A 23,279-nucleotide genomic window follows, 5' to 3' on the forward strand; every position below is an offset into this window, starting at 1 on the left:
GCACTCAGATCCAGGACGACACCACATGAACAAGACCAGAAGTCTGCTGAAAGCCGGTGTGCTGGGCCTGTCCCTGCTGGCGAGCAGCGTCATGGCGGCAGTTTCCGCCGACGAAGCGGCCAAGCTGGGCAGCACCCTGACGCCAATGGGCGCGGAGAAGGCCGGCAATGCCGATGGCTCCATCGGCCCTTGGCAGCCACTGTCCAAGACCGCGGGCAGCGTAGATGCCAGGGGGTTCCTCTCCGACCCTTATGGCAGCGACAAGCCGCTGTTCACCATCACCGCGCAGAACGCCGAGCAGTACAAGGACAAGCTGTCGCCGGGCCAGATGGCGATGCTCAAGCGCTACCCGGACACCTTCAAGATCCCGGTGTACAAGACCCACCGTGGCGCCACCGTGCCTGACGAGGTGTTCGCCGCCATCAAGAAAAACGCCACCAGCACCACGCTGGTCGAAGGTGGCAACGGGCTGAACAACTTCCAGACCGCCGTGCCGTTCCCGATTCCCAAAAGCGGGCTGGAGGTGATCTGGAACCACATCACCCGTTACCGTGGCGGCAGCGTCAGCCGTCTGGTGACCCAGGCCACCCCACAGCAGAACGGCTCCTACAGCCTGGTGTACTTCGCCGACCAATTCGTGTTCCGCGACAGGATGAAGGATTACGACCCGAACAACCCGGGCAACATCCTCTTCTACTTCAAGCAGGAAGTGACTGCGCCAGCGCGCCTGGCCGGTACCGTACTGCTGGTGCACGAGACGCTCGACCAGGTCAAGGAACCGCGCAAGGCGTGGATCTACAACGCCGGCCAGCGCCGGGTGCGCCAGGCGCCGCAAGTGTCCTACGATGGCCCGGGTACGGCTGCCGACGGCCTGCGTACCTCGGACAACCTGGACATGTACAACGGTGCGCCAGACCGTTACGACTGGAAGCTCGAAGGCAAGAAGGAGATGTACATCGCCTCGAACGCCTACAAGCTCGACGATCCGAAGCTCAAGTACGGCGACATCATCAAGGCTGGCCACATCAACCAGGATCTGGCCCGTTACGAGCTGCGCCGGGTATGGCATGTGGTCGCGACGCTCAAGCCGGGCCAACGGCACATCTACGCCAAGCGTGACTTCTACATCGACGAAGACACCTGGCAGGCCGCGGTGATCGACCAGTATGACGGCCGTAACCAGCTGTGGCGTGTATCCGAGGCGCATGCCCAGGACTACTACAACGTGCAAGTGCCGTGGTACACCCTGGAAGCCATCTACGACCTGCAGTCGGGCCGCTACCTGGCCCTGGGCATGAAGAACGAAGAGAAGCGTGCCTACGACTTCGGCTTCAATGCCAGCAAGGCCGACTTCCAGCCTGCCGCCCTGCGCCAGTCCGGTATTCGCTGAGTCGATAACCCGCAACTCCGTGTGATCTCCCAGAACGCCCCGGCTTGCCGGGGCGTTTCTGTTCTGCTCCGGCAATCACTCTGCTGAATACCCCGCCAAACCCCCGCGCCAGCCCGCTGTCCAGCAACCAAGTTGCTTTTTGTCGCAGACTTTTCCACGGTAATGGTGCCCATCATCTTCAAATGCGCCACGTTACCCGCTAGTCTCGCAACAATCCGTATCGCCGTAGTCTTCCAACCAGAACGAGCCGGCCATGACAGATTTGTCCCGTACGCATGGATTCGCCAGCCAGGCCCTGGGCTTGCTGGACGGGCGTTTCTTCCGGCCGCCATTGCCGGACGGCCACGTGGCGCGTGCACGGCTGTGCCAGCGTCTGCACGCCGGCCTGGGTGGGCGCTTGCTGCTGGTCAATGCCCCGGCGGGCTTTGGCAAAAGCTCACTTGCCATCGAATTCTGTGAAGCGCTGCCCGACCACTGGCGCAGCCTCTGGCTCGGCCTGAGCCAGCGCGATGCCGAACCAGGCCGCTTCCTCGAACGCCTGCTTGAAGGACTGCAGCAATACTGTCCGGCACTGGGCGGCCAGGCCATGGGGCTGCTGAAGATGCGCCAGCGCCATCAGCCGTTCGCCTTCGAGGAATGGATCGACGGCCTGCTCGACGAGCTTGCGCTCTACTTGCAGGCCGACACGCCGTTGCTGCTGGTGCTGGACGACTATCACCTGGCCCAGGGCCCCGTGCTCGACCGCTGCCTGCAGTTCTTCCTCAATCACCTGCCCGGCGGCCTGGTCTTGCTCGTCACCAGCCGCCAGCGCCCGGACTGGCACCTGGCGCGGCTGCGCCTGTCGCGGCAGCTGATCGAGCTGAACGAACAGGATCTGCGCCTTACCGCCGATGAGGCCCTGGCCGTTATCGGTCGTCAGCCGACGGGCCTGCGTGGCCAGGCCTTGGACAACCTCATCCAGCGCAGTGACGGCTGGGTGGCCGGGCTGCGCTTCTGGCAGCTGGCGGCCAGCGAATGCGGCGATGAGTACGCTTTGCCCCAGGCGCTGCATGGCGGCGAAGGGCTCATTCGCGATTACCTGCTGGAAGAAGTCATCGACATCCTGCCATCGGACGTGCAGGCCTTCCTGTTCGACACCGCCTGCCAGGAGCGCTTCTGCGCGGCGTTGTGCGATGCCCTGCGCGAACGTCACGACAGTGCTGCGATCCTCAGCTACCTGCAAGCCCATCAGGTATTCCTGGTGCCGCTGGACGAGCATGGTCACTGGTATCGCTACCACCATCTGTTCTCCGACCTGCTGCGCAGCCGGCAGGCCAGCGAACCGCCGGCCCGCCTGCACCTTCGCGCCTGTCGCTGGTTCCAGGCCCAGGGCCTGCTTGACGAGGCGGTGGAGCAGGCATTGCGTGCCGGCCACCTGGACGTTGCCGCCAACCTGGTGCAGAGCCTTTCGGAGGAGCAACTGCTGGCCGAGCAGAACGTCGGCATGCTGCTGCGCTGGAAAATGGACCTGCCCGACAGCCTGCTGATCAGCACGCCGCGGCTGATCGTGCTGTACAGCTGGGCATTGGGCCTGGCCTGCCAGCTCGATGCCGCTGAAGAACTGGCAAGCCACCTCAGCCGTTTTCTGCCCGCGCCCTCAGCCACGGCGCAACGGTCGATGCTGGCGCAGTGGCTGGCGTTGAGCGGGGTCATCGCCCGTGGGCGGGGGGATCGCAAGCGCACCCTGGCCTATTGCGGCGAAGCCCTGCAGAGCCTGCCGTGCAAGCGCTATGGGCAGCGCCTGGTGTGTTTGTCGACGCTGTCGAACCTGGCCATCGCCGATGCCGACTACTGGCGCGCGCGGAGCTGGAACCGTGAAGCGCTCGAGCTTGCCCAGCGGGTCGGCAACCCGTTGTTCGAAGCTTTGGCGCACTACGATCGCGCGCGGGTGTTGCATGCCCGTGGTGAGGTGCTACGCGCGCTGGAAGAAGTACGCCAGGGGCTGGCGCGGCTGCAGGGGCTGCAGGCGCAGCGCCTGTTCGCCGTGCGTGCGCGCCTCACCTTGTACGAGGGTTATCTGCTGGTGTGGCGCCTGCAACCTGCCCAAGGGCGCGCGCGCTTGCGTGCAGGGCTGGGCGAGGCGCGTGCCTGTCGCGACATCAGCGTACTGATCGGCCACTGTGTGATCGCCGGGCTCGATGGCCGGGAGGGCAACTATGCAGAGGCGTTCGCCGAGCTGGCCGAGGCCGAGCGGCTGATGCACATCTGGGATGTGCCGCCCATCTTCTACCTGGCCATGATTACGTTGGTGAAGTGCGAATTGTGGCTGGCCCAGGGGCGTACCGACCTGGCCGAGTCCTGGTTGCTGCGCCTGGGGCAGACCTATGGCGGTGAGCAACGTGCGGCGGCGCCCGAGTTTCACCCGTTGCTGCCCTTGCATATCGAGTTGCAGCAGGCGTTGCTCGAACGTGTTCAGGGGCGCAGCGACGAGGCCGTGGTTCGTTTGCGCGACCTGGTCGAGCGCGGGCAGGCCAGTGGCGGCATGTTGCTGGCGCTGAGCGCGTCGTGCCAGTGGATCGACCTGTTGTTGGTGCAAGGCCGCGAAGCCGAGGCTGTCGAGCTGCTGCCGAGGGCCCTGGCGGCAGCCCAGGGTGGCGTGGTGTTGCCGTTCCAGCGGCTGATCGAATCGCATCCGCTGTGGCTGCGTGAGCAGTTGATCGCGCGCCCCGCCTGCCCGCTGCAGGCCGAGCTGCTGGCGCGCTTGCCCGAGATTACCATCGCGCCAGGCGGCACTGGCGAATCCCTGAGCGGCCGCGAGCTGGCGGTGCTGGAGCTGATCGCACAGGGGTGTTCCAACCAGCAGATCAGCGAGCGGTTGTTCATCTCCCTGCACACCGTCAAGACCCACGCCAGTCATATCAACAGCAAGCTGGGTGTGGAGCGGCGAACCCAGGCGGTGGCGCGGGCCAAGTCGCTGGGCCTGCTGGCCTGACGGCTGGCTGTTCAGCGAAGGGGCCGATAAAGCGCTGGCCTTGAGCCCTTCATGCTTGCCCTCATCTTTTCCGACCAACGGCCGATAAAGGAGTCGGCGGTATGCATCGCCTCACGCCATCCACCCATCATCCCAATACAGGTCGTGTTGATGCTGCAGTACGGGCAAAAGAGCTTTCTGATCGTCGACGACTTCACCGATTTCCGCACCTCGACCCGTTCGATGCTGCGAGAGCTGGGCGTGCGCGACGTGGACACTGCCGACAGTGGTGAGCAGGCCCTGCGCATGTGCGGGCAGAAGCGCTATGACTACATTCTCCAGGACTTCCACCTCGGTGACGGCAAGAAGAACGGCCAGCAAGTGCTCGAGGACCTGATCCTCGACAAGCTGATCAGCCACGAGTGCGTGTTCATCATGGTCACCGCCGAAAGCAGCCAGGCCATCGTGCTCAGCGCCCTCGAGCATGAGCCTGATGCCTACCTGACCAAACCGTTCAACCGCGTGGGCCTGGCTCAGCGCCTGGACAAGCTCACGCAACGCAAGACCTTGCTCAAGCCGATCCTCCAGGCCCTGGACCGCGGCCGCCCGGCCGAAGTGCTGGTGGCCTGTGCCGAACTGTGCAAGAAAGACCCGCGCTTCGCGCCCTTGTGCCTGCGCTACCGGGCCGATGCCTTGCGTCACCTCAACCGCTTCGAGGAGCTGGAGAAGTTCCTCAAGAGCATCCTCGCCAGCCGTCCCCAGCCTTGGGTGTACTCGGCACTGGGCAGCCTGATGCACAAGCGCGGCCAGAATGCCCAGGCCCAGGGCGTCTATGAACAGGCGCTCAAGGCCTTCCCGATCATGCCTGGGCTGTACGATGGCATGGCCGACGTATTGGTCGCCCAAGGCGACACCAAGCGTGCCCAGAACATGCTGGAAGAGGCGGTGCGCCTGTCGCCACTGGCGGTGCGGCGTCAGGCCACGCTGGGCAAGTTGGCGCTGGTGAACGAAGACTTCGAGAGCGCCTCGAAGGCGTTCCGCCATGCGGTCAATCAAGGCAAGAGTTCTCGCTACAAGGATCCTGAAAGCAACCTTGGCCTGGTGCAGGCCTTGATGAGCAAGAATGCCGGTTTTGGCCTGGATGCCCGTGCCCGTGTCGAGATCAATACCGTGCTCAGCGAAGTGGCCAAGGACAATGCCGAAGACCAGGGGCTGCAAGTGCGTGCGCGCATGATGAAGGCCGCCAGCCTGCAGCAGGCCGGCGATGCCGAAACGGCCGCCAAGCTCACGGAGCAGGCCATTGCACGGCTGGACAAGATGGAGCAGTTTTTCTCGGTCGAGGCCGCCCTGACCGTGGCCAGGCAGCTGCAGGCGCTTGGCCAGGAAGCCGCCAGTGTCACCCTCCTCAAAAGCTGCGTGGAAACCTACGGTGACGATCCCAAGGTCATGCAGAGCGTGGCCGCGCTCACCGACGACCCGACCGTACTCAACGCTGTCACCGAGGCTGTCGACCTCAACCGCCAAGGGGTGCGCAGCTACCAGGCCGGGCAGCTCAACGAAGCGTTGCAGATGTTCCGCAAAGCCCTGTCGATGCAGCCCAAGAACATCAGCATCGCGCTCAATACTTCCCAGGCGCTGCTGCGCATCGGTGGCGAAGTCACGCCGCCGGCCATCTTGCAGGAATGCCGTAGCTGCCTGACCAGCGTGGCCGGTATTCCCCCCAGCGACAGCCGTTACGACCGCTACCGCAAATTGCACATCAAGGTATTCGGCGCATGAGCCAGGACAATCAGGGGCTGGATTTTTCCACGGTGATCGCCTCCACCGTGCATGACCTGAAAAACTCGCTGTCAGCGCTGATCCAGTCCCACGACCAGTGGCTGGCACGCTTGCCCGAAGACCTGCGTAGCGGCACCGAGCAAGGCGTGATCGAACACGAATTCCGACACCTCAACGGCATGCTGGTGCAGTTGCTGGGGTTGTACAAACTGGGCGTCAACCAGTTGCCGGTCTGCCCGGACTACCACGAGCTGGACGACTTCATCGAAGCCCAGCTGGCGGCCCACCAGCAAGTGCTGGAACACAATGACATCCTCGCCACCTGGCGTATCGACAGCGACAACCCGCTGGGCTTCTTCGACCGTGAACTGGTCGCCTCGGTGATCGCCAACGTGGTTACCAATGCCACGCGCTATGCCGGGCATGCGCTGTTGATCAGCATCGAGGAAGAAGACGAGCAACTGGTCATCAGCGTCAACGATGACGGCCCGGGGTACCCGGCGCTTATGCTCGAACGGCAACAGGATTACGTGCAGAGCATCGATGCGCAGAGCGGTGGTACCGGCCTTGGCCTGTACTTCGCGGCGCGGATCGCGGCGCTGCATGAGCGCGACGGGGTGCGGGGGCGCATCGAAATTGCCAATGGCGGGGCGCTTGGGGGAGGGCTGTTCAAGTTGTACTTGCCGTGAGCGCCAAGTGAGCGTTTGTAAGCCGTTTCCCAAGGCATTGTGAGGAAGCGCTTGCTCGTGATATCCGGGCTTTTTTTAGGGGCCCGGCGGGTGACATTGTAGATACGACGTTTCTACATTTCACTTGCAATCACTTGGAGGGTTTCTACTATGTAGCTACCTTGGGAGATACTCATGCAGATCAAGATTCAGCAATGGGGCAACAGTGCCGCCATTCGCCTGCCGGCGGCAGTGCTCAAACAAATGCGCCTCGGTGTCGGTTCGACCCTGAGCCTGGACACGACGGGGGACACGCTTGTGCTCAAGCCCGTGCGGCCCAAACCCAAGTACACCCTTGAAGAGCTGATGGCGCAATGTGACCTGAATGCTCCCGAGCCTGAGGATATGGCCGACTGGAACGCAATGCGTCCAGTGGGGCGTGAAGTGTGAAGCGGGTCAGGTTCGGCAGAGGCGATATCGTTCGAATCAACCTGGACCCTACGCTTGGCCGGGAACAACAGGGCAGTGGTCGCCCGGCCCTGGTCATCACGCCAGCGGCCTTCAATGCAGCAGGGCTCGCCGTGATCGTACCCATTTCCCAGGGCGCAGATTTCGCCAGGCATGCAGGCTTTGCGGTTACCCTTAGCGGCGCAGGCACTCAGACCCAAGGGGTAATGCTCTGCAATCAGATTCGCACGGTCGACCTTGAAGCCCGAGGTGCCAAACGTATCGAGTCGGTTCCGGAGGTGGTTATCCTCGACGCATTGGCTCGCATTCAAACGCTATTCGATTGATTGATTCTCATGGAAAACACATCGCTAGCCCTCATCCGCGAAACCTTCCCCGTAGGCCCCCTGCAGTGCAACTGCACGCTGATCGGCGACCCACTCACCAAGAAAGCCATCGTCGTCGACCCGGGCGGCGACCCGGAGAAGATTCTCGCCCGCCTGCAGGCCCACGGCCTGACCCTGGTGAGCATCATCCACACCCACGCACACTTCGACCATTTCCTCGCCTCGGGCAAGCTCAAGGAGCTCACCGGCGCCACGTTGCACCTGCACAAGGACGACGAAGCCTTGTGGGACAACCTTGAGATGCAATGCCAGATGTTCGGCGTGCCCTACACCCCGGTGCCCTCGCCAGACCGCTGGCTCGGTGATGACGAAGAGCTGGCCTGTGGCTGCGGTGTGGCCCTGCACACGCCGGGGCATACGCCAGGTTCGATGAGCTTCTGGTTCGCCGACGCCAAGTTGCTGATTGCCGGTGATACCCTGTTCCGCCGGGGTATCGGCCGCACCGATTTGTGGGGGGGTGACCAGCGCGCCATCGTTCGCTCGATCAAGGAGCGTCTGTATCGCCTGGATGAAGAGGCCATCGTGGTCACCGGCCACGGCCCCGATACCCGACTGGGTGACGAGATGCGCGAGAACCCGTTCGTGCGGGCCTGAAACCACATGAAAGTGGTTTCATGGAATTATTTCGCCTTCATGCAATCCAAGGCTGGCATCGATCCCTCTGCGATCTGCCGCACAACTGAATTTCTGTAGGAGCTTGTCCATGTTCAACATGCGTCGTCTGATTATCGTCGCAACTGCCGCAGCCCTGATGACCGGCTGCGCCGGCCAAAATGCTTATGACAACCAAGGTCAGGCGCAGGGCGGCTCCACCGGGATGAGCAAGACCGCCAAATACGGCGGCCTGGGCGCGCTGGCCGGCGCCATCGCTGGTGCCGCCATCGATCACGACAACCGTGGCAAGGGTGCGCTGATTGGCGCCGCCGCGGTCGGTGCCGCCGCCGCCGGCTATGGCTACTATGCCGACAAGCAGGAAGCCGAACTGCGCGCCAAAATGGCCAATACCGGCGTCGAAGTACAGCGCGAGGGTGATCAGATCAAGCTGATCATGCCGGGCAACATCACCTTCGCCACCGATTCGGCGAACATTTCCCCGAGCTTCTACGCGCCGCTGAACAACCTGGCGAACTCGTTCAAGCAGTTCAACCAGAACACCATCGAAGTGGTTGGCTTCACTGACAGCACTGGCAGCCGCCAGCACAACATGGACCTGTCCCAGCGTCGCGCCCAGGCGGTCACCAGCTACCTGACCTCGCAGGGTGTCGATGCCACGCGCGTATCGGCGCGCGGCATGGGCCCGGATCAGCCGATCGCCAGCAACGCCGATACCAATGGCCGGGCGCAGAACCGCCGGGTCGAGGTCAACCTGAAGCCGATTCCTGGTCAGCAGTACTAACAGGGTCGCTTTGCGACCCAATCGCCGGCAAGCCGGCGATTGGGCTGCAAAGCAGCCCCAGGCCTCAGCGCACCTCGCTCGCCTGAATCGCGGTCAGGGCGATGGTATGCACGATATCGTCCACCTGCGCCCCTCGCGGCAAGTCGTTCACCGGCTTGCGCAAGCCCTGCAGCATCGGCCCCAGGCTGACCCCGTCGGCACTGCGCTGCACTGCCTTGTGGGTGGTGTTGCCGGTGTTCAGGTCAGGGAATACGAACACCGTCGCGCGCCCGGCCACCGGGCTTTGCGGCGCCAACTGGCGGGCAATCTGCGGGTTGGCGGCAGCGTCGTATTGAAGCGGCCCGTCGATCAGCAAGCCGTGGTCCGCGGTTTGCGCCAGGCGCGTTGCTTCGCGCACTTTCTCCACTTCCTCGTCGCTTGCCGAATCGCTTGAGTAACTGATCATCGCCACCCGTGGGGCAATGCCGAAGGCTTGCGCCGAATCGGCGCTCTGCCGGGCGATTTCCGCGAGTTCCTCGGCACTGGGGTGCGGGTTCATCACACAGTCGCCGTACACCAGCACCTGCTCGGGAAACAGCATGAAGTACACCGACGACACCAGGCTGGCGCCCGGCGCGGTCTTGATCAACTGCAGGGCAGGGCGGATGGTGTTGGCGGTGGAGTGGACCAGGCCCGACACCAGGCCGTCGACTTCATCCAGCGCCAGCATCATGGTGCCGATCACTACCGGGTCTTCCAGCTGCTGTTCGGCCATGGGCGCGTTGAGGTTCTTGCTCTTGCGCAGGTCGACCATCGGTTCGACGTAGCGGCCACGAATCAGCTCGGGGTCCAGCACTTCCAGGTCGGCCGGTAGGGTGATGCCCTGGGCGCGGGCCACGGCCTCGACTTCCTCGGGCTTGGCCAGCAGCACGCAGCGGGCGATGCCGCGCGCCTGGCAGATCGCGGCGGCCTGGACCAGCAGTGGCTCGGCACCTTCCGGCAGGACGATGCGCTTGTTGGCCTGCTGTGCCCGCTGGATCAGCTGGTAGCGGAAAACCGCAGGCGACAGGCGCAACTCGCGGGGCGTGCCACAACGCTGGTGCAGCCAGGCTGCATCGAGGTGGCTGGCGACGAAATCGGTGATGAACTCGGCGCGTTCGCGGTCGTCCACCGGGATTTCGCGGTTCAGCGAATTGAGCTGGTTGGCCGTGTCATAGGAGCCGGTGCTGACCGACAGGATCGGCAGCCCGGCCTGCAGAGCGCCACGGCACAGGCCAAGAATGCGGGCATCGGGCTTGCTGTCGCTGGTCAGCAGCAGGCCGGCCAGCGGCACGCCATTGATCGCCGCCAGGCTCACGGCCAGGATGATGTCATCGCGATCGCCCGGGGTGACCACCAAGGTGCCCGGGGTGAGCAGCGGCACGGTATTGGCCACGGTCCGGGCGCAGATGATGATCTTGTTCATGCGCCGCTGCTCATAGTCGCCGGCATTGAGCACCTGGGCACCGAGCAGGTCGGCCACATCGCGGGTGCGCGGGGCGTTCAGTTCGGGCTGGTAGGGGATGCAGCCGAGCAGACGGAAGTCGTTGCCGCGCAGCAATGGCGAATGTTCGCGCAGGCGGGTGGCGAAGTCAGCCATGCTTTCGTCGGTGCGCACCTTGTTGAGGATTACCCCGAGCACCTTCGGATCACGCGGGCCGCCGAACAGCTGGGCCTGCAGCTCGACGCGCCCGGACAGTTCGCTGAGCACTTCGTTTTCCGGCGCCGAGACCAGGATCACCTCGGCGTCGAGGCTCTTGGCCAGGTGCAGGTTGACCCGTGCCGCATAGCTGGCATGGCGGGTTGGCACCATGCCTTCGACCACCACCACGTCATTGCCGACGCAGGCTTGCTGGTAGAGACGGATAATTTCTTCGAGCAATTCGTCGAGTTGGCCATCGCCGAGCATGCGTTCGACCTGGGCCAGGCTCAGGGGCATGGGGGGCTTGATGCCGTGGGTGCGGGCGATCAGCTCGGTGGAGCGTTCCGGGCCGGTGTCGCCTGGGTGCGGCTGGGCGATCGGCTTGAAGAAGCCGACCTTGAGCCCGGCGCGCTCCAACGTGCGCACCAGGCCCAGGCTGATCGAAGTCAGGCCGACACCAAAGTCGGTCGGCGCGATGAAAAATGTCTGCATGTGCTTCTCGAAATAAGCGTTGCAAGGAGTCAACGGCCAAGGGTAGCGCTATCGGCCTCCTGTGCACACCAGCCACAGGCGAAAGCCTGGCCGATGCGCTGCGCCCGTTGCGCCGGGTCAAGCACCCACGGGCGCGCTTGCCAGGGCGGCTGGTGGCGCAGGTGCTGGCTGTGACCGCAGGACAGCTCGACCACCCAGTGGCCGTCTTCGTCCTGATGAAAGCCCGTGATCCGACTGGTGGGTCGCCCCTCGTCCGAGGCGCGTTCGCAATCAGGCGATGCCTTGGTTACACTTGTGAGTTCTACATTCTTATGCAAAAGGTCTTACCCATGCTGATCGCCGCCAACAAGGCTGTCTCCATCGACTATACCCTGACCAACGACGCTGGGGAGGTCATTGACAGCTCCTCCGGCGGTGCACCGCTGGTATACCTGCACGGTGCTGCCAACATCATCCCGGGCCTGGAGAAAGCCCTGGAAGGCAAACAGGCTGGTGACGAGCTGGAAGTTGCCATCGAGCCGGAAGACGCCTACGGCGAGTACCTGGCCGAGCTGGTCAGCACCCTGAACCGTAGCCTGTTCGAAGGCGTCGACGAGCTGGAAGTGGGCATGCAGTTCCACGCTTCGGCGCCGGACGGCCAGATGCAGATCGTTACCATCCGCGACATCGACGGCGACGACGTCACCGTCGACGGCAACCACCCACTGGCTGGCCAGCGCCTGAACTTCAAGGTCAAGGTCATCGATGTGCGTGATGCCAGCGAAGAAGAAATCGCTCACCGCCACATCCATGGCGAAGGTGGCCATCACCACTGATTTTCTGCGCTAAGCTCAGAAGGTCGCCAGGCGCTCGGACAAGCCGGCTCGCCTCCCCGAGGGAGGTGCACGGCTTGGATGAGCGCCTTTTTAGTGGGCGCAATTCGCCCCAGCGGCAACCGGGAACCTGAGAGGGGATACAACATGAGTGCATTTCACGACCTGACATTGAAGGCGCTGAACGGCCAGGACCTGCCCCTGGCACCGTTCAAGGGCCAGGTGGTGCTGGTGGTCAATGTCGCCTCCAAGTGTGGCCTGACGCCGCAATACGCCTCGCTCGAAAAGCTCCAGCAGCAGTTCAAGGGCAAAGGGTTCAATGTGCTTGGCCTGCCCTGCAACCAGTTCGCCGGCCAGGAGCCTGGCAGCGAAAAAGAAATCCAGGATTTTTGCAGCCTCAACTATGGGGTGAGCTTCCCGCTGGGCGCCAAGCTCGAAGTCAACGGGCCGCAGCGCCACTCGTTGTACCGACTGCTGGCGGGCGAGGGGGCCGAGTTTCCTGGTGACATTTCCTGGAATTTCGAGAAGTTCCTGGTGGGCAAGGATGGGCGGGTGCTGGCGCGTTTCGCCCCGCGTACCGCGCCGGATGATCCGGTCGTGCTGCAGGCTATCGAAAAGGCTTTGGGCTGAGCATGAGGGGCCGCTCCCACAGGGAGCCGCGTACGTCTGCCCCTAAGAGCAAATCACCGCCTGATGCTGAATGGTCTGCTGACGGCGGTGTCTACGACAATAATTTTCCCAGTACCCACATCCTAGAGATTCGTAACATAACCGTTATCAGGTTTAATGTCCCTCAACGACTTTACAGCTATGCCCAATTTTTCTAAGTAGTCTTTGGCGGGTGTCAGTTGTTGTACCGAAGGCCGGAAATGTCCAGACTGGTTGTCTAAACTAAAAGCATCGCCGTCTTTACTTATGTATCCTGCACTGATGACTTCGTTGCTCGCTCCGGTCGCCCTTCTGCCGAGTTCGGCGATACTGGCATGGCTAGGATCGTCATTACTGAAGCTGCCGATGAAGAATTTTTTGTCTCGAGTAAGTGTGAACTTATGTCTAAGCTGGCTGTTGTCTACTCGGTTTAAACTTTTTGGACCCTTCACTAAGGTGAGGAAGGCGTTATTCTCCGCTATTAGTTTGTTTGCGTGTCGAACTTCTTTTTTCAGGTCTTTAATGTAGCGGTTCGTGAGCGGCTTCCATTGAGTGGCGGTTTTTACTTTTGAGTTCAGAGGCCTCTTGAATCGATTAACTGCCTGGATTGCAGTTGCTGCAGTCCTTATTGTGAATTTTCCACTAGGATCTTGTGAATTGATGGGGTCGTTTAGGCAGTAGGCGTAGCCGTTTATCCCGCCATCGTGAAACGGACTTAGGGCGTCTGCACTGATAAATCGCATCAAGCGAGGATTGAATATTCGGTGTCCATTCCCGAGGGCGTAACATTCCATTAAAGTAGAAAAAGGCTCGCCATTGAAGCCCAATAATCCAATTGGCTTCGTCTCGGTGTTTCGATAGCCGTAAGGCATGTAACAGCTCGGCTGTCGGTGTGTTGAAAGTGAGGAAAGTGTGTGTGTTGGCATGTTATTGAATTGCTCAGTGCTGCGCGAGGAATGAGTATGCTTTAAAGTGGTCAGGTGCAACACTGATAAATTTGTCAGGTGATTAAGTTTCGAATTTGTCGTAAGGGTACGAACTGCATCAGCTTGGGTGGCCGAATCCCCAGTGTGAAAGTCCCTGAAACTCCGAGAGGTTCCTGGTAGGCAAGGATGGGCAGGTGCTGGCGTGTTTTGCTCAGCTTACTGCGCCGTATTGAGGCTATCGAAAAGGCTCTGGGCTGAGCATGAGGGGCCGCTTCGCCGCCCATCGCCGGCAAGCCGGCTCCCACAAGTTACAGTGGCGCCGCTGATACTGTAGGAGCCGGCTTGCCGGCGATACACCAGAATCACTCAAATCAATAATGCTGTGCTCAGCTCCTCACTGCCCCTAACCTCAGGCGCATTTCCTCCCCCAGACGGAAGCGCCCATGTCCACCAATCCCCTGTTTCAACCCTTCACCCTCGGCGCGCTCGAGCTGCCGACCCGTGTCGTCATGGCGCCCATGACCCGTACGTTCTGCCCCAGTGGCGTCCCCCATGCCGGTGTAGTCGAGTACTACCGACGCCGCGCCGCCGCTGGCGTGGGCCTGATCATCACCGAAGGCACCACGGTCGAGCACAAGGCCGCCAACGGTTACCCCAATGTTCCGCGCTTTCACGGTGAAGACGCCCTGGCAGGCTGGAAGCAGGTGGTCGACGCGGTCCATGCCGAAGGCGGGCGAATCGTCCCGCAGCTCTGGCACGTCGGCGCGGTGCGCCGCCTGGGCACTGTGCCGGACGCCAGCGTGCCGGGCTACGGGCCGAGCGAGAAGGTCAAGGATGGCCAGGTACTGGTGCAGGGCATGAGCCACGACGATATCCGTGAAGTGATCGCTGCCTTCGCCCAGGCTGCCCGTGATGCCCAGGCCATCGGCATGGATGGCGTGGAGATCCATGGTGCCCACGGTTACCTGATCGACCAGTTCTTCTGGGCCGCCAGCAACCGCCGTGACGATGAATACGGTGGCGACCTGGCTAGCCGCTCGCGCTTCGCCATCGAACTGATCCAGGCCGTGCGGGCAGCGGTGGGGCCAGGCTTCCCGATCATCTTCCGGTTCTCGCAATGGAAGCAGCAGGACTACAGTGCGCGCCTGGTGGAAACGCCAGAAGCCTTGGCCGCCTTCCTCAAGCCACTGTCCGACGCGGGTGTGGATATCTTCCACTGCTCCACTCGGCGTTTCTGGGAGCCGGAGTTCGAAGGCTCGGCATTGAACCTGGCCGGCTGGACGCGTCAACTGACCGGCAAGCCGACCATCACCGTGGGCAGCGTGGGGCTCGATGGCGAATTCCTGCCGTTCATGGTCGATACCGACAAAGTGGCCAAGCCAGCCAGCCTGGAAGGCCTGCTGCGCCGCCTGGGCGACGAGGAGTTCGACCTGGTGGCGGTGGGCCGGGCCTTGCTGGTGGACGCCGAATGGGCGCAGAAAGTGCGCCAGGGCCGTGAGGCAGACGTGCTGCCGTTCAGCCGCGAGGCGCTGTCGACCCTGGCTTGATGGCCAAGGCAGTGTCTGTCACCGGGCTGCTGGCGGGCAGCGCGCGGCAGGCATTGCTCAGGTGCATCTCGAACTGCTCGACGATCGCTGGCCAGCCTTGACGGCTGGCATGCTGGCGAGCGTTGAGTCGAACCCGGCGCAAGGTTTCGCTTTCCTCCAGCAACCAGCAGGCCGCATCGATGAAGGCCGCCTGGTCGCCGGGCATGGCCAGGGCACCACTGTGGCCATGGCGAATATGCTGCGCAGCGGCGGCCTCGTCATAGGCGACCACCGCCAGGCCCGAAGCCATGGCTTCGAGCACCACGTTGCCGAAGGTTTCGGTCAGGCTCGGGAACAGGAACAGGTCGCCGCTGGCGTAATGCTCGGCCAAGGTCTCACCCCGCTGCGCGCCGCAGAACAGCGCTTCCGGCAGTTGTTGTTCCAGGGCTGCCCGTTGGGGGCCGTCACCGACGACGATCAGGCGCAAGCGCTGCTGTGGATAAGTTTTCTGCAGCGCCGCCATGCAAGGGCGCAGCAGTGCCAGGTTCTTTTCCGCGGCCAGGCGCCCGACATGCAGTATTGCAATGTCATCCGCACCAAGCCCCCAGGCCTCGCGCAGTGCCTGGCTGCGCCGGGCCGGGTTGAACAGGCAGGCATCGACGCCACGGGCCATCAGCGCCAGGCGCTCGAAGCCGCGGCGTTCCAGTTCCACGCGTTGGCTGGCGCTGGGCACCAGGGTGGCGACGGTGCGCCGGTGGAACCAGCGTAGGTAGTGGGTGAGCAGGCGCGCTAGCAAGCCAAGGCCATACTGGCCGGAATACTGCGGAAAGTTGGTGTGGAAACCACTGACCACCGGTACGCCCAGGCGCCGGGCCGCGCGCAGCGCGCTGAGCCCCAGCGGGCCTTCCGTGGCGATGTACAGCACGTCCGGGCGCTGCCTGCGCCAACGCCGCAGCAGGGTGTGCATCGACACTTCGCCCCACTGCAGGCCGGGGTAGCCGGGCAGCGCCCAGCCGCGGCACAGCAGCAGCTGCTGGTCGTTATCCACAGGCACTTCGCCCGCCTGGCGCGGCCGTACGATCTCCACGTGATGGCCACGCTGGCGCAGTCCGTCGCTCAGGCGGCCAAGGGTATTGGCCACCCCATTGATTTCGGGGGGGAAGGTCTCACTGACCAGGGTGATGCGTAGGGCAGGTGTATTCATGAGAAAAAGTGTCCGCCTGCTGCATTGCGCGCTTGTGACGGCCGCATGACATGCAGATGACGGCTGAACTCCGGCCATTTCAGCTGTGTGAATTTTTGCTTGCAGGCTGCTCAAGATCCCCCGCCGGGCAGCCGATGAAGTTGCATTCGATCAGGTTATGCGCTCCGGGAGAGCGGGAATGTTCAACAGCAAGCTCAAGAAAGAAATCCAGCAACTGCGTGAGGAGCTGCTGTGCGTCGAGCAGGTCAAGCGCAGCCTGGACAGCGAAATGCTGGTATTGCAACTCGACCCCCAGGGTCGCATCGAGGAGGTCAATGGCAACTTCGAAAAAGAGATGCTCTACCGTGCCGAACAACTGATCGGACGCAACATCGAAGAGATCGTGCCGGCGCATGTGAAGAAGCTCGATTTCTACCAGCGCATGAAAAACGCCATCAGCCGTGGTGAGCACCTCAACGGAGCGTTCCGCCTGCAGCGTGGCAATGGCGAGGAAGCCTGGCTGCGCTCGATCCTGCAACCGGTCAGGACCGCAGACGGGCGCATCAAGTACTTTTCCATGCATTCCAGTGACCTGACCCGCACCATCGAGACCTCGCGCGAGCACGAGAGCCTGATCAAGGCATTGATGCGCTCCACCGCCGTGATCGAATTCAACCTCGATGGCCAGGTGCTGACGGCCAACGAGCGTTTCCTGCAAACCCTGGGTTACAGCCTGGAGCAGGTACGCGGCAAGCATCACCGCATGTTCTGTGAGCCGGAGGAGGCCAGCTCTGCGGGCTACCAGGCGTTCTGGGACAAGTTGCGCCGCGGCGAATACGTGGCCGAACGATTCAAGCGCGTCGACGCCCATGGGCGCACCGTCTGGCTGGAAGCGTCCTACAACCCGATCTTCGATACCCACGACGTGTTGTACAAAGTGGTCAAGTTCGCCACCGTCATCACCGATCAGGTCAACCAGGAGCAAGCCGTGGCGCAGGCCGCGGACATCGCCTACACCACCTCGCTGGAAACCGACCACAGTGCGCGCAAGGCCACCGATGTGGTGACCCAGACCGTGGAAGTGATGCGCGGCCTGGAGGGCTCGATGCAGGACGCCGCTGAAGGCATTCAGGCGCTGGACAAGCAGTCGAAGGTGATCGGCGCGATCATCAAGACCATCAGCGACATCGCCGGCCAGACCAACCTGCTGGCGCTCAACGCCGCCATCGAGGCCGCCCGCGCCGGTGAACAGGGCCGCGGTTTTGCCGTGGTCGCCGACGAAGTGCGCCAGCTGGCATCGCGCACCAGCAGCGCCACCGAAGAGATCGCCAAGGTGGTACAGCAGAACGAGCAGCTGGCTCAGGCGGCGGTGGACATCATCGATACCAGCAAGCGCCAGGCCGAACAGGGACTGGCGCTGGCGGCGGATACCGGTGGGGTGATCGTCGAGATTCAGGAAGGGGCGAAGAGGGTGGTTGATGCGGTGGGGCAGTTTTCCAGTCAGCTGAGCCAGTGAACAAAGGCGCCGCGATGCGGCGCCATGGTCTTCAGTTGCGCTCGCGCACCCAGAACAACGTCGCGCCCGCCACCGCTGCAGGCATCATCAGGATATTGACGAACGGGATCATCAACGCGAGATAGGTGATCCCGCCGAAGCCCATGCTTTGCCAGCGCTTCTGCCGCAACCAGGCCAGCATGTCCTGCCAGCTCATCTTGTTGTTGTCCGCCGGGTAGTCGATGTACTGGATGGCCATCATCCACACGCCGAAGATCAGCCACAGCGGCGCGGCGATCACGTTGACCACCGGGATGAACGACAGGATGAACAGGCCGATGGCGCGCGGCAGGAAGTAGCCGAGCTTGCGCATCTCGCGGCCGAAGGTACGCGGCACCATGGCCACCAGTTCACCCCAGCTGAATGCCGGGAAGTTGTCCTGGCCGCGCACCACCACCTCGACCTTTTCGGCCAGGAACCCGTTGAACGGCGCGGCGATGATGTTGGCCACCAGGGTGAAGGTGAAGAACACCATCAGCACCAGCAAGGCGACGAACAGCGGCCAGAGGATGTAGTTGAGGAAGCTCAGCCAGTCCGGCAGGGTCGGCATCAGGCTGTCGAGCCACAGGCTGAATTGGTGCCCGGCGAAGTAGATCAGGCCACCGAACAGCAGCAGGTTGATCGCCAGAGGCAGCAGCACGAACAACCGCAGGTTGGGGCTCAGCACCAGTTTCAGGCCTTCGCGCAGGTACTGGGGGCCAGAGAGGACAGGGGCTTGCATTGAGACGCTCCGCAGAGAAGGAAAACGCGCTGACCTTACCGAGTTTGTTGCGCCGACGAAAGGCAGGCGACCATGAAGAAACCACCTGTAACAAATGCCCCAGAGCGGTTTTTGACCGATGAAATCCGCAGATAGAGGATGCCTATGAGGTGGATTGTCGAAGGATATTTCCTTAATCTCTGCCACCTCGCTACAGTGCGCTCAACTTTCCGCTTTCTGGACCTGCGCGTTGTAGCCTTCCCCAAGTGCTGCGTGGGTCCTTTTTAACTTTCCAGCTGGCGCCGCCGGTATCCCGATGCTGGCCCCTGCGCCCCGCTCGACAGGAGTTCGACATGTCTGAAGTACGTCATTCGCGCGTCATCATCCTCGGTTCCGGCCCTGCCGGTTACAGCGCCGCGGTCTATGCCGCCCGCGCCAACCTCAAGCCGCTGCTGATCACCGGCATGCAGGCCGGCGGCCAGCTGACCACCACCACCGAAGTCGACAACTGGCCGGGCGACCCCCACGGCCTGACCGGCCCGGCGCTGATGCAGCGCATGCAGGAGCACGCCGAGCGCTTCGAGACCGAGATCGTCTTCGACCACATCAATGCCGTCGACCTGGCCAACAAGCCGTACACCCTGCAGGGTGACAGCGGCAAGTACACCTGCGACGCGCTGATCATCGCCACTGGCGCCAGCGCGCGTTACCTGGGCCTGCCCTCGGAAGAAGCGTTCATGGGCAAAGGCGTTTCCGCCTGCGCAACCTGCGACGGCTTCTTCTACCGCAACAAGCCGGTAGCGGTTGTCGGCGGCGGCAACACCGCCGTGGAAGAGGCGCTGTACCTGGCCAACATCGCCAGCAAGGTGACCCTGGTGCACCGTCGCGAGACCTTCCGCGCCGAGAAGATCCTGGTCGACAAGCTCAACGCCCGTGTGGCCGAAGGCAAGATCGAGCTCAAGCTCAACGCCACCCTGGATGAAGTGCTGGGTGACAACATGGGCGTGACCGGTGCGCGTCTGAAGAACAACGACGGCAGCAGCGACGAAATCAAGGTCGACGGCGTGTTCATCGCCATTGGCCACACCCCGAACACCTCGCTGTTCGAAGGCCAGCTGACCCTCAAGGACGGCTACCTGGTGGTCAACGGTGGCCGTGAAGGCAACGCCACCGCGACCAACGTCGAAGGCGTGTTCGCCGCCGGTGACGTGGCTGACCACGTTTACCGCCAGGCGATCACCTCGGCGGGCGCGGGCTGCATGGCGGCGCTGGATGTCGAGCGTTACCTGGACGGGCTGGCCAACGCCTCGTTCTGATTTGACTTCGCCGGGGCTGCTTTGCAGCCCTATCGCCTGGCAAAAAAAACCGGCCCATTGGCCGGTTTTTTTATTGCCCGCGATCAGTCACAAACTCAACCGCATCGACAGGTCCACAGCCTTCACATCCTTGGTCATGGCACCAATCGAGATGTAATCCACACCCGTCTCGGCAATCACCCGCAGGGTGCTCTCGTTCACCCCACCACTGGCTTCAAGCTTGGCCTTGCCCGCAGTGATGCGCACCGCTTCGCGCATTTCGTCCAGGGTCAGTTCATCGAGCATGATGATATCGGCACCGGCCGCCAGCGCCTGGCGCAGTTCCTCGAGGCTTTCCACCTCGATTTCCACGGGCTTGCCCGGCGCGATGCGGTGCGCCGCCGTCACGGCCTCGGCCACGCCACCACTGGCGGCAATGTGGTTTTCCTTGATCAGGAAGGCATCGTAAAGGCCGATGCGGTGGTTATGGCAACCGCCGCAGGTCACGGCGTACTTCTGCGCCAGGCGCAGGCCGGGGAGGGTCTTGCGGGTGTCGAGCAAGCGCACCTGGGTGTCGCCGACCAGGTCGGCGAGAAAGCGCGCGCGGGTGGCCACGCCCGACAGCATCTGCAGGAAGTTCAGCGCACTGCGCTCGCCGCTGAGCAGCGAACGGGCCGGGCCTTCGAGGTGGAACAGCGGCTGGTTGGCAGTGGCACGGTCGCCGTCGCTCACCTGCCAGTGCACTGCTACACGCGGGTCGAGCTGGCGGAACACCGCGTCGACCCAAGCAGTGCCGGCAATCACGCAATCTTCACGGGTGATGATGGTGGCCTTGGCCAGGCGCTCGGCCGGGATCAGCTGCGCGGTGATGTCGCCACTGCCAATGTCCTCCAGCAGCGCGCGGCGCACGTTGGCTTCGATCTCGGCGGTCAGGTCGGCAAGGCGTAGGTTCGGCATGTTCGGCTCCACAAGCAAGATGCCGGCGATTATAGGGCAGGGGACCGGTGTGTACAGCGGCCTTGCAGCTGACCTTTGGTCAGGCCGGCTGAGCATGTGCTCAAAAGCAGGGTCTTTGAGCGGCAAGCGAAGAGCCGCTGGCAGCTGTCAGTTTTTTTACCGATAATGGCGCCCAGTATTTGGCGTCATAGCTTTGACGATGATTTGCGCAATCGCACTCATCACCCAGCAAGGAGTCCGGGATGCATAAAGAAGGCAAGGTGGTGCCCTTGGCGGCCGCCATCGATCGAGGGGCGCGCACGCCCTTGCCTTGCCTCCCGGTGTTGCTCCTGCAGATCCGTGACAAGGCTGCCCTCCAACTGCGCCTAGGCCTGCAGGCACTGTTCGACAATGCCGACGACACCCTCTTCGAGATGGCTGACAAGGCGCTCGACCGGCATGACCAGCATCTCTATTTCGAAGCCATGCGTGACCTGCGTCTGAAGCGCAAGAGCATCGAGCGGGGCTTTCTCGACAGCTTCCATGCCACCTTCGCACACATCGGCCAAGTCGATCCCTTGGGCGAGGCCGACAGCCTTGGCACCAACGTGCAACGGGAGCGCGCAGCCGCCGTCGACGGCATGGTCGCGCGGGTGCTGTCGCGTGACGGTGTTGCTTTTGCACAATTGGGCCTGCGTTTGCAAAGCCTGCTCGAACGGCCGCTGGCCGAGCGGCAAAACCCACTTGGGCCAGCGGCACTGTGCAGGTACTTCCTGGATGCCGGGCGTAACCTGGGTGTCGGTCTGCGGGTCAAGCTGATCCTGCTGACCTTGTTCGAACGCTATGTGTTGCGTGACGTCGATGTGCTCTATGGCGAGGCCAACCAGCTGCTGGCCGCCGCCGGTGTACTGCCAGAGCTCACGCCAGCACCGCGCCGGCGTGCCGAGGACCGTCGGCAGATCGCCCAGCGGGTGAAGGCCAACCTGTCGGCGGACGATGCCATTGGCGCGGACAGCGCCGGCCAGGCGTTCTTCGCCTCGCTGCAAGTGCTCCTGGCGCCGGCTCGCGAGCGTATCGCGCCGCGCCTGCAAGCCCATGGTGCAGCGCAACCGATCAATACCGCCGACCTGCTGCGCCTGCTTTCGCACCTGCAGCGCTACGTGCCTGCCACGGTCGAGGATGACGACTTCGACCTCGGCCAGCAGCTTGAGCAGTTGCTGTTGCGGGTCAGCGTGCGCAGCGGTACCCGTCGGTGCATCGGCACGGCCGACGTCGACATGATCAACCTGGTCGGCCTGCTGTTCGACGCCATCCAGGCCGACGACAACCTGCCGCTGAGCCTGCGTGCGCTACTCGCACGTCTGCACATTCCGCTGCTCAAGGTGGCCTTGCTGGACAGTGGGTTGTTCAGCAAGGCCAGCCACCCGGCTCGGCGCCTGCTCAACGAGATCGCTGCCGTGGCGATCGGTTGGGATACCGGCGGCGAGGGCCTGCGGGACAGCTTGCATGCGCGGGTGGAGCGGATCGTCCAGCGCCTGCTCAACGATTTCTCCGAAGACCCGGCGTTGTTCGCCGAGCTGCTCGAAGACTTCCACGCCTTCAGCCATGACGAGCGTCGTCGTCACGAGCTGCTCGAACAACGCACCCGCGACGCCGAAGAAGGGCGCGCCCGTGCCTTGCAGGCCCGCCTGCAGGTGCAGCAGACGCTCAACCAGCGCCTGCATGGGCGTGCGCTGCCGCAGGTGGTGGTGCAGATGCTGGTGCAGTCCTGGAGCCAGGTGCTGTTGCTGGCCTGGCTGAAGCACGGCGAGGCCTCCCAGGCGTGGCACGACGCACTGGCGACCATGGACAGGCTGCTCGCCAGCATCACGCCGCACCCCGAGCCGGAGACCTTGCTGCAGCAGGTGCCAGGCTTGCTCAAGGCGCTGCGTGACGGCCTGGCCAGTGTGGCGCTGGACTCGGCGGCCACCCGCGAATTCTTCCTGCAGCTGGAGCAACTGCACCTGCGCGCCTGCGTCGGGGCGCCGGGCATGGCCGGTAGCCCTGATCAGGCGCTGGCCGACGTGCAGGTGGATGAAGCGATCGTGCTGGCCATCGCCGAAGCGCCCACCTGTGCGCCGCTGCGCCAGCTTGACGAGCAGGCCGTGGAATGGCGCGTGGTGCGACACCTGCGTATCGGCACCTGGATCGAGGTGCGCGACGATGACGAGCCGCTGCGTTGCAAGCTGGTGGCGCGTCTCGACAGCAGCGACCGCCTGGTCTTTGCCAACCGTACCGGCATGAAGGTGCGCGAATGGAATGCCGCCGGCCTGGCCCTGGCGTTGCGCCGCGGTGCAGTGCGGGTGCTGGATGACGGGCTGCTGTTCGAGCGGGCGTTGGGGGCCGTGCTCGATAGCTTGCGTCGGCAACAGGTTCATTGAAGGCAGTCGCGCTGCCGGCATTACAATGATTCACATGCAATGCGCCGCCTGGGCAGGGCATACTGCCGTTCTGTACCCGGCGTTTTTCA

The 23,279-nt window shown here is 63.1% G+C and carries 20 protein-coding genes; 14 read left to right on the top strand and 6 right to left on the bottom strand.

Annotated features, from left to right (window positions below):
* Positions 1 to 25 precede the first annotated feature (25 nt).
* The 8 genes from ACIPZG_RS00445 to ACIPZG_RS00480 all read left to right on the top strand — a co-directional run bounded on the left by ACIPZG_RS00445 (position 26) and on the right by ACIPZG_RS00480 (position 9,037).
* Positions 26 to 1,390, top strand: coding sequence for a DUF1329 domain-containing protein (locus ACIPZG_RS00445; protein WP_400709094.1), 1,365 nt, complete (start codon positions 26 to 28; stop codon positions 1,388 to 1,390).
* A gap of 253 nt (positions 1,391 to 1,643) precedes the next feature.
* On the top strand, positions 1,644 to 4,361 hold the full coding sequence (locus tag ACIPZG_RS00450) for a LuxR C-terminal-related transcriptional regulator (protein ID WP_400709097.1): 2,718 nt from the start codon (positions 1,644 to 1,646) through the stop codon (positions 4,359 to 4,361).
* Between the two features lie 150 nt (positions 4,362 to 4,511).
* Positions 4,512 to 6,119 carry a tetratricopeptide repeat protein gene (locus ACIPZG_RS00455; protein ID WP_400710831.1) on the top strand — a complete coding sequence of 536 codons (1,608 nt, stop codon included), beginning with the start codon at positions 4,512 to 4,514 and terminating at the stop codon, positions 6,117 to 6,119.
* Complete coding sequence (locus ACIPZG_RS00460) at positions 6,116 to 6,808, top strand: sensor histidine kinase (RefSeq protein ID WP_400709100.1); 693 nt, start codon at positions 6,116 to 6,118, stop codon at positions 6,806 to 6,808. The genes ACIPZG_RS00455 and ACIPZG_RS00460 overlap by 4 nt, the downstream gene beginning before the upstream one ends.
* Before the next feature lie 174 nt (positions 6,809 to 6,982).
* Complete coding sequence (locus ACIPZG_RS00465; RefSeq protein ID WP_400709103.1) at positions 6,983 to 7,237, top strand: AbrB/MazE/SpoVT family DNA-binding domain-containing protein; 255 nt, start codon at positions 6,983 to 6,985, stop codon at positions 7,235 to 7,237.
* Positions 7,234 to 7,581, top strand: a complete 348-nt coding sequence (locus ACIPZG_RS00470) for a type II toxin-antitoxin system ChpB family toxin (RefSeq protein WP_400709106.1) — start codon at positions 7,234 to 7,236, stop codon at positions 7,579 to 7,581. The genes ACIPZG_RS00465 and ACIPZG_RS00470 overlap by 4 nt, the downstream gene beginning before the upstream one ends.
* 9 nt (positions 7,582 to 7,590) lie before the next feature.
* Positions 7,591 to 8,235 (top strand): MBL fold metallo-hydrolase, encoded by a 645-nt coding sequence (locus ACIPZG_RS00475; RefSeq protein WP_400709109.1) that lies wholly within the window; start codon positions 7,591 to 7,593, stop codon positions 8,233 to 8,235.
* 109 nt (positions 8,236 to 8,344) lie between these two features.
* Positions 8,345 to 9,037 carry an OmpA family protein gene (locus tag ACIPZG_RS00480; protein ID WP_400709112.1) on the top strand — a complete coding sequence of 231 codons (693 nt, stop codon included), beginning with the start codon at positions 8,345 to 8,347 and terminating at the stop codon, positions 9,035 to 9,037.
* Between the two features lie 64 nt (positions 9,038 to 9,101).
* On the opposite strand, the gene pta is transcribed toward ACIPZG_RS00480, so the two are convergent.
* Both pta and ACIPZG_RS00490 read right to left on the bottom strand, forming a co-directional pair.
* Entirely contained in the window at positions 9,102 to 11,189 is a 2,088-nt protein-coding gene (pta, locus tag ACIPZG_RS00485; RefSeq protein ID WP_008097062.1) for a phosphate acetyltransferase, read from the bottom strand.
* Positions 11,190 to 11,218: 29 nt separating this feature from the next.
* The gene (locus ACIPZG_RS00490; RefSeq protein ID WP_400709115.1) at positions 11,219 to 11,506 is read right to left on the bottom strand and encodes a DUF3565 domain-containing protein; all 288 of its coding nucleotides are present in this window, start codon (positions 11,504 to 11,506) and stop codon (positions 11,219 to 11,221) included.
* A 12-nt stretch (positions 11,507 to 11,518) separates the two neighbouring features.
* Between ACIPZG_RS00490 and ACIPZG_RS00495 the strand changes: the two genes are divergently transcribed.
* Both ACIPZG_RS00495 and ACIPZG_RS00500 read left to right on the top strand, forming a co-directional pair.
* Positions 11,519 to 12,004, top strand: coding sequence for a peptidylprolyl isomerase (locus ACIPZG_RS00495; protein WP_314614595.1), 486 nt, complete (start codon positions 11,519 to 11,521; stop codon positions 12,002 to 12,004).
* Between the two features lie 144 nt (positions 12,005 to 12,148).
* A complete protein-coding gene (locus tag ACIPZG_RS00500; RefSeq protein WP_400709118.1) occupies positions 12,149 to 12,631 on the top strand; it encodes a glutathione peroxidase in 483 nt (160 codons plus the stop codon).
* A 122-nt stretch (positions 12,632 to 12,753) separates the two neighbouring features.
* On the opposite strand, the gene ACIPZG_RS00505 is transcribed toward ACIPZG_RS00500, so the two are convergent.
* Positions 12,754 to 13,521: an RHS repeat-associated core domain-containing protein gene (locus tag ACIPZG_RS00505; RefSeq protein ID WP_400709121.1), complete on the bottom strand. Its 768-nt coding sequence runs from the start codon at positions 13,519 to 13,521 to the stop codon at positions 12,754 to 12,756.
* Between the two features lie 497 nt (positions 13,522 to 14,018).
* Between ACIPZG_RS00505 and ACIPZG_RS00510 the strand changes: the two genes are divergently transcribed.
* Positions 14,019 to 15,122, top strand: coding sequence for an NADH:flavin oxidoreductase (locus ACIPZG_RS00510; RefSeq protein ID WP_400709124.1), 1,104 nt, complete (start codon positions 14,019 to 14,021; stop codon positions 15,120 to 15,122).
* Here the strand turns inward: ACIPZG_RS00510 and ACIPZG_RS00515 are convergent.
* A complete protein-coding gene (locus tag ACIPZG_RS00515) occupies positions 15,091 to 16,305 on the bottom strand; it encodes a glycosyltransferase family 4 protein (RefSeq protein WP_400709127.1) in 1,215 nt (404 codons plus the stop codon). The genes ACIPZG_RS00510 and ACIPZG_RS00515 overlap by 32 nt on opposite strands.
* 178 nt (positions 16,306 to 16,483) lie before the next feature.
* Here ACIPZG_RS00515 and ACIPZG_RS00520 point away from each other — a divergent pair, with 178 nt between their 5' ends.
* Positions 16,484 to 17,800 carry a methyl-accepting chemotaxis protein gene (locus ACIPZG_RS00520; protein ID WP_400709130.1) on the top strand — a complete coding sequence of 439 codons (1,317 nt, stop codon included), beginning with the start codon at positions 16,484 to 16,486 and terminating at the stop codon, positions 17,798 to 17,800.
* Positions 17,801 to 17,831: 31 nt separating this feature from the next.
* Here ACIPZG_RS00520 and cysZ read toward each other — a convergent pair whose 3' ends face one another.
* Positions 17,832 to 18,560 (bottom strand): sulfate transporter CysZ, encoded by a 729-nt coding sequence (gene cysZ / locus ACIPZG_RS00525; protein ID WP_400709133.1) that lies wholly within the window; start codon positions 18,558 to 18,560, stop codon positions 17,832 to 17,834.
* A 332-nt stretch (positions 18,561 to 18,892) separates the two neighbouring features.
* Here cysZ and trxB point away from each other — a divergent pair, with 332 nt between their 5' ends.
* Positions 18,893 to 19,855 (top strand): thioredoxin-disulfide reductase, encoded by a 963-nt coding sequence (trxB, locus tag ACIPZG_RS00530; RefSeq protein WP_008097075.1) that lies wholly within the window; start codon positions 18,893 to 18,895, stop codon positions 19,853 to 19,855.
* Between the two features lie 87 nt (positions 19,856 to 19,942).
* On the opposite strand, the gene nadC is transcribed toward trxB, so the two are convergent.
* Entirely contained in the window at positions 19,943 to 20,791 is an 849-nt protein-coding gene (gene nadC / locus ACIPZG_RS00535; protein ID WP_400709136.1) for a carboxylating nicotinate-nucleotide diphosphorylase, read from the bottom strand.
* Positions 20,792 to 21,033: 242 nt separating this feature from the next.
* Between nadC and ACIPZG_RS00540 the strand changes: the two genes are divergently transcribed.
* A complete protein-coding gene (locus tag ACIPZG_RS00540; RefSeq protein WP_400709139.1) occupies positions 21,034 to 23,190 on the top strand; it encodes a DUF1631 domain-containing protein in 2,157 nt (718 codons plus the stop codon).
* The last annotated feature ends 89 nt before the right edge of the window (positions 23,191 to 23,279 follow it).

The sequence above is a fragment of the Pseudomonas sp. NPDC089395 genome (genome assembly GCF_044749525.1).
GTDB lineage: Bacteria > Pseudomonadota > Gammaproteobacteria > Pseudomonadales > Pseudomonadaceae > Aquipseudomonas.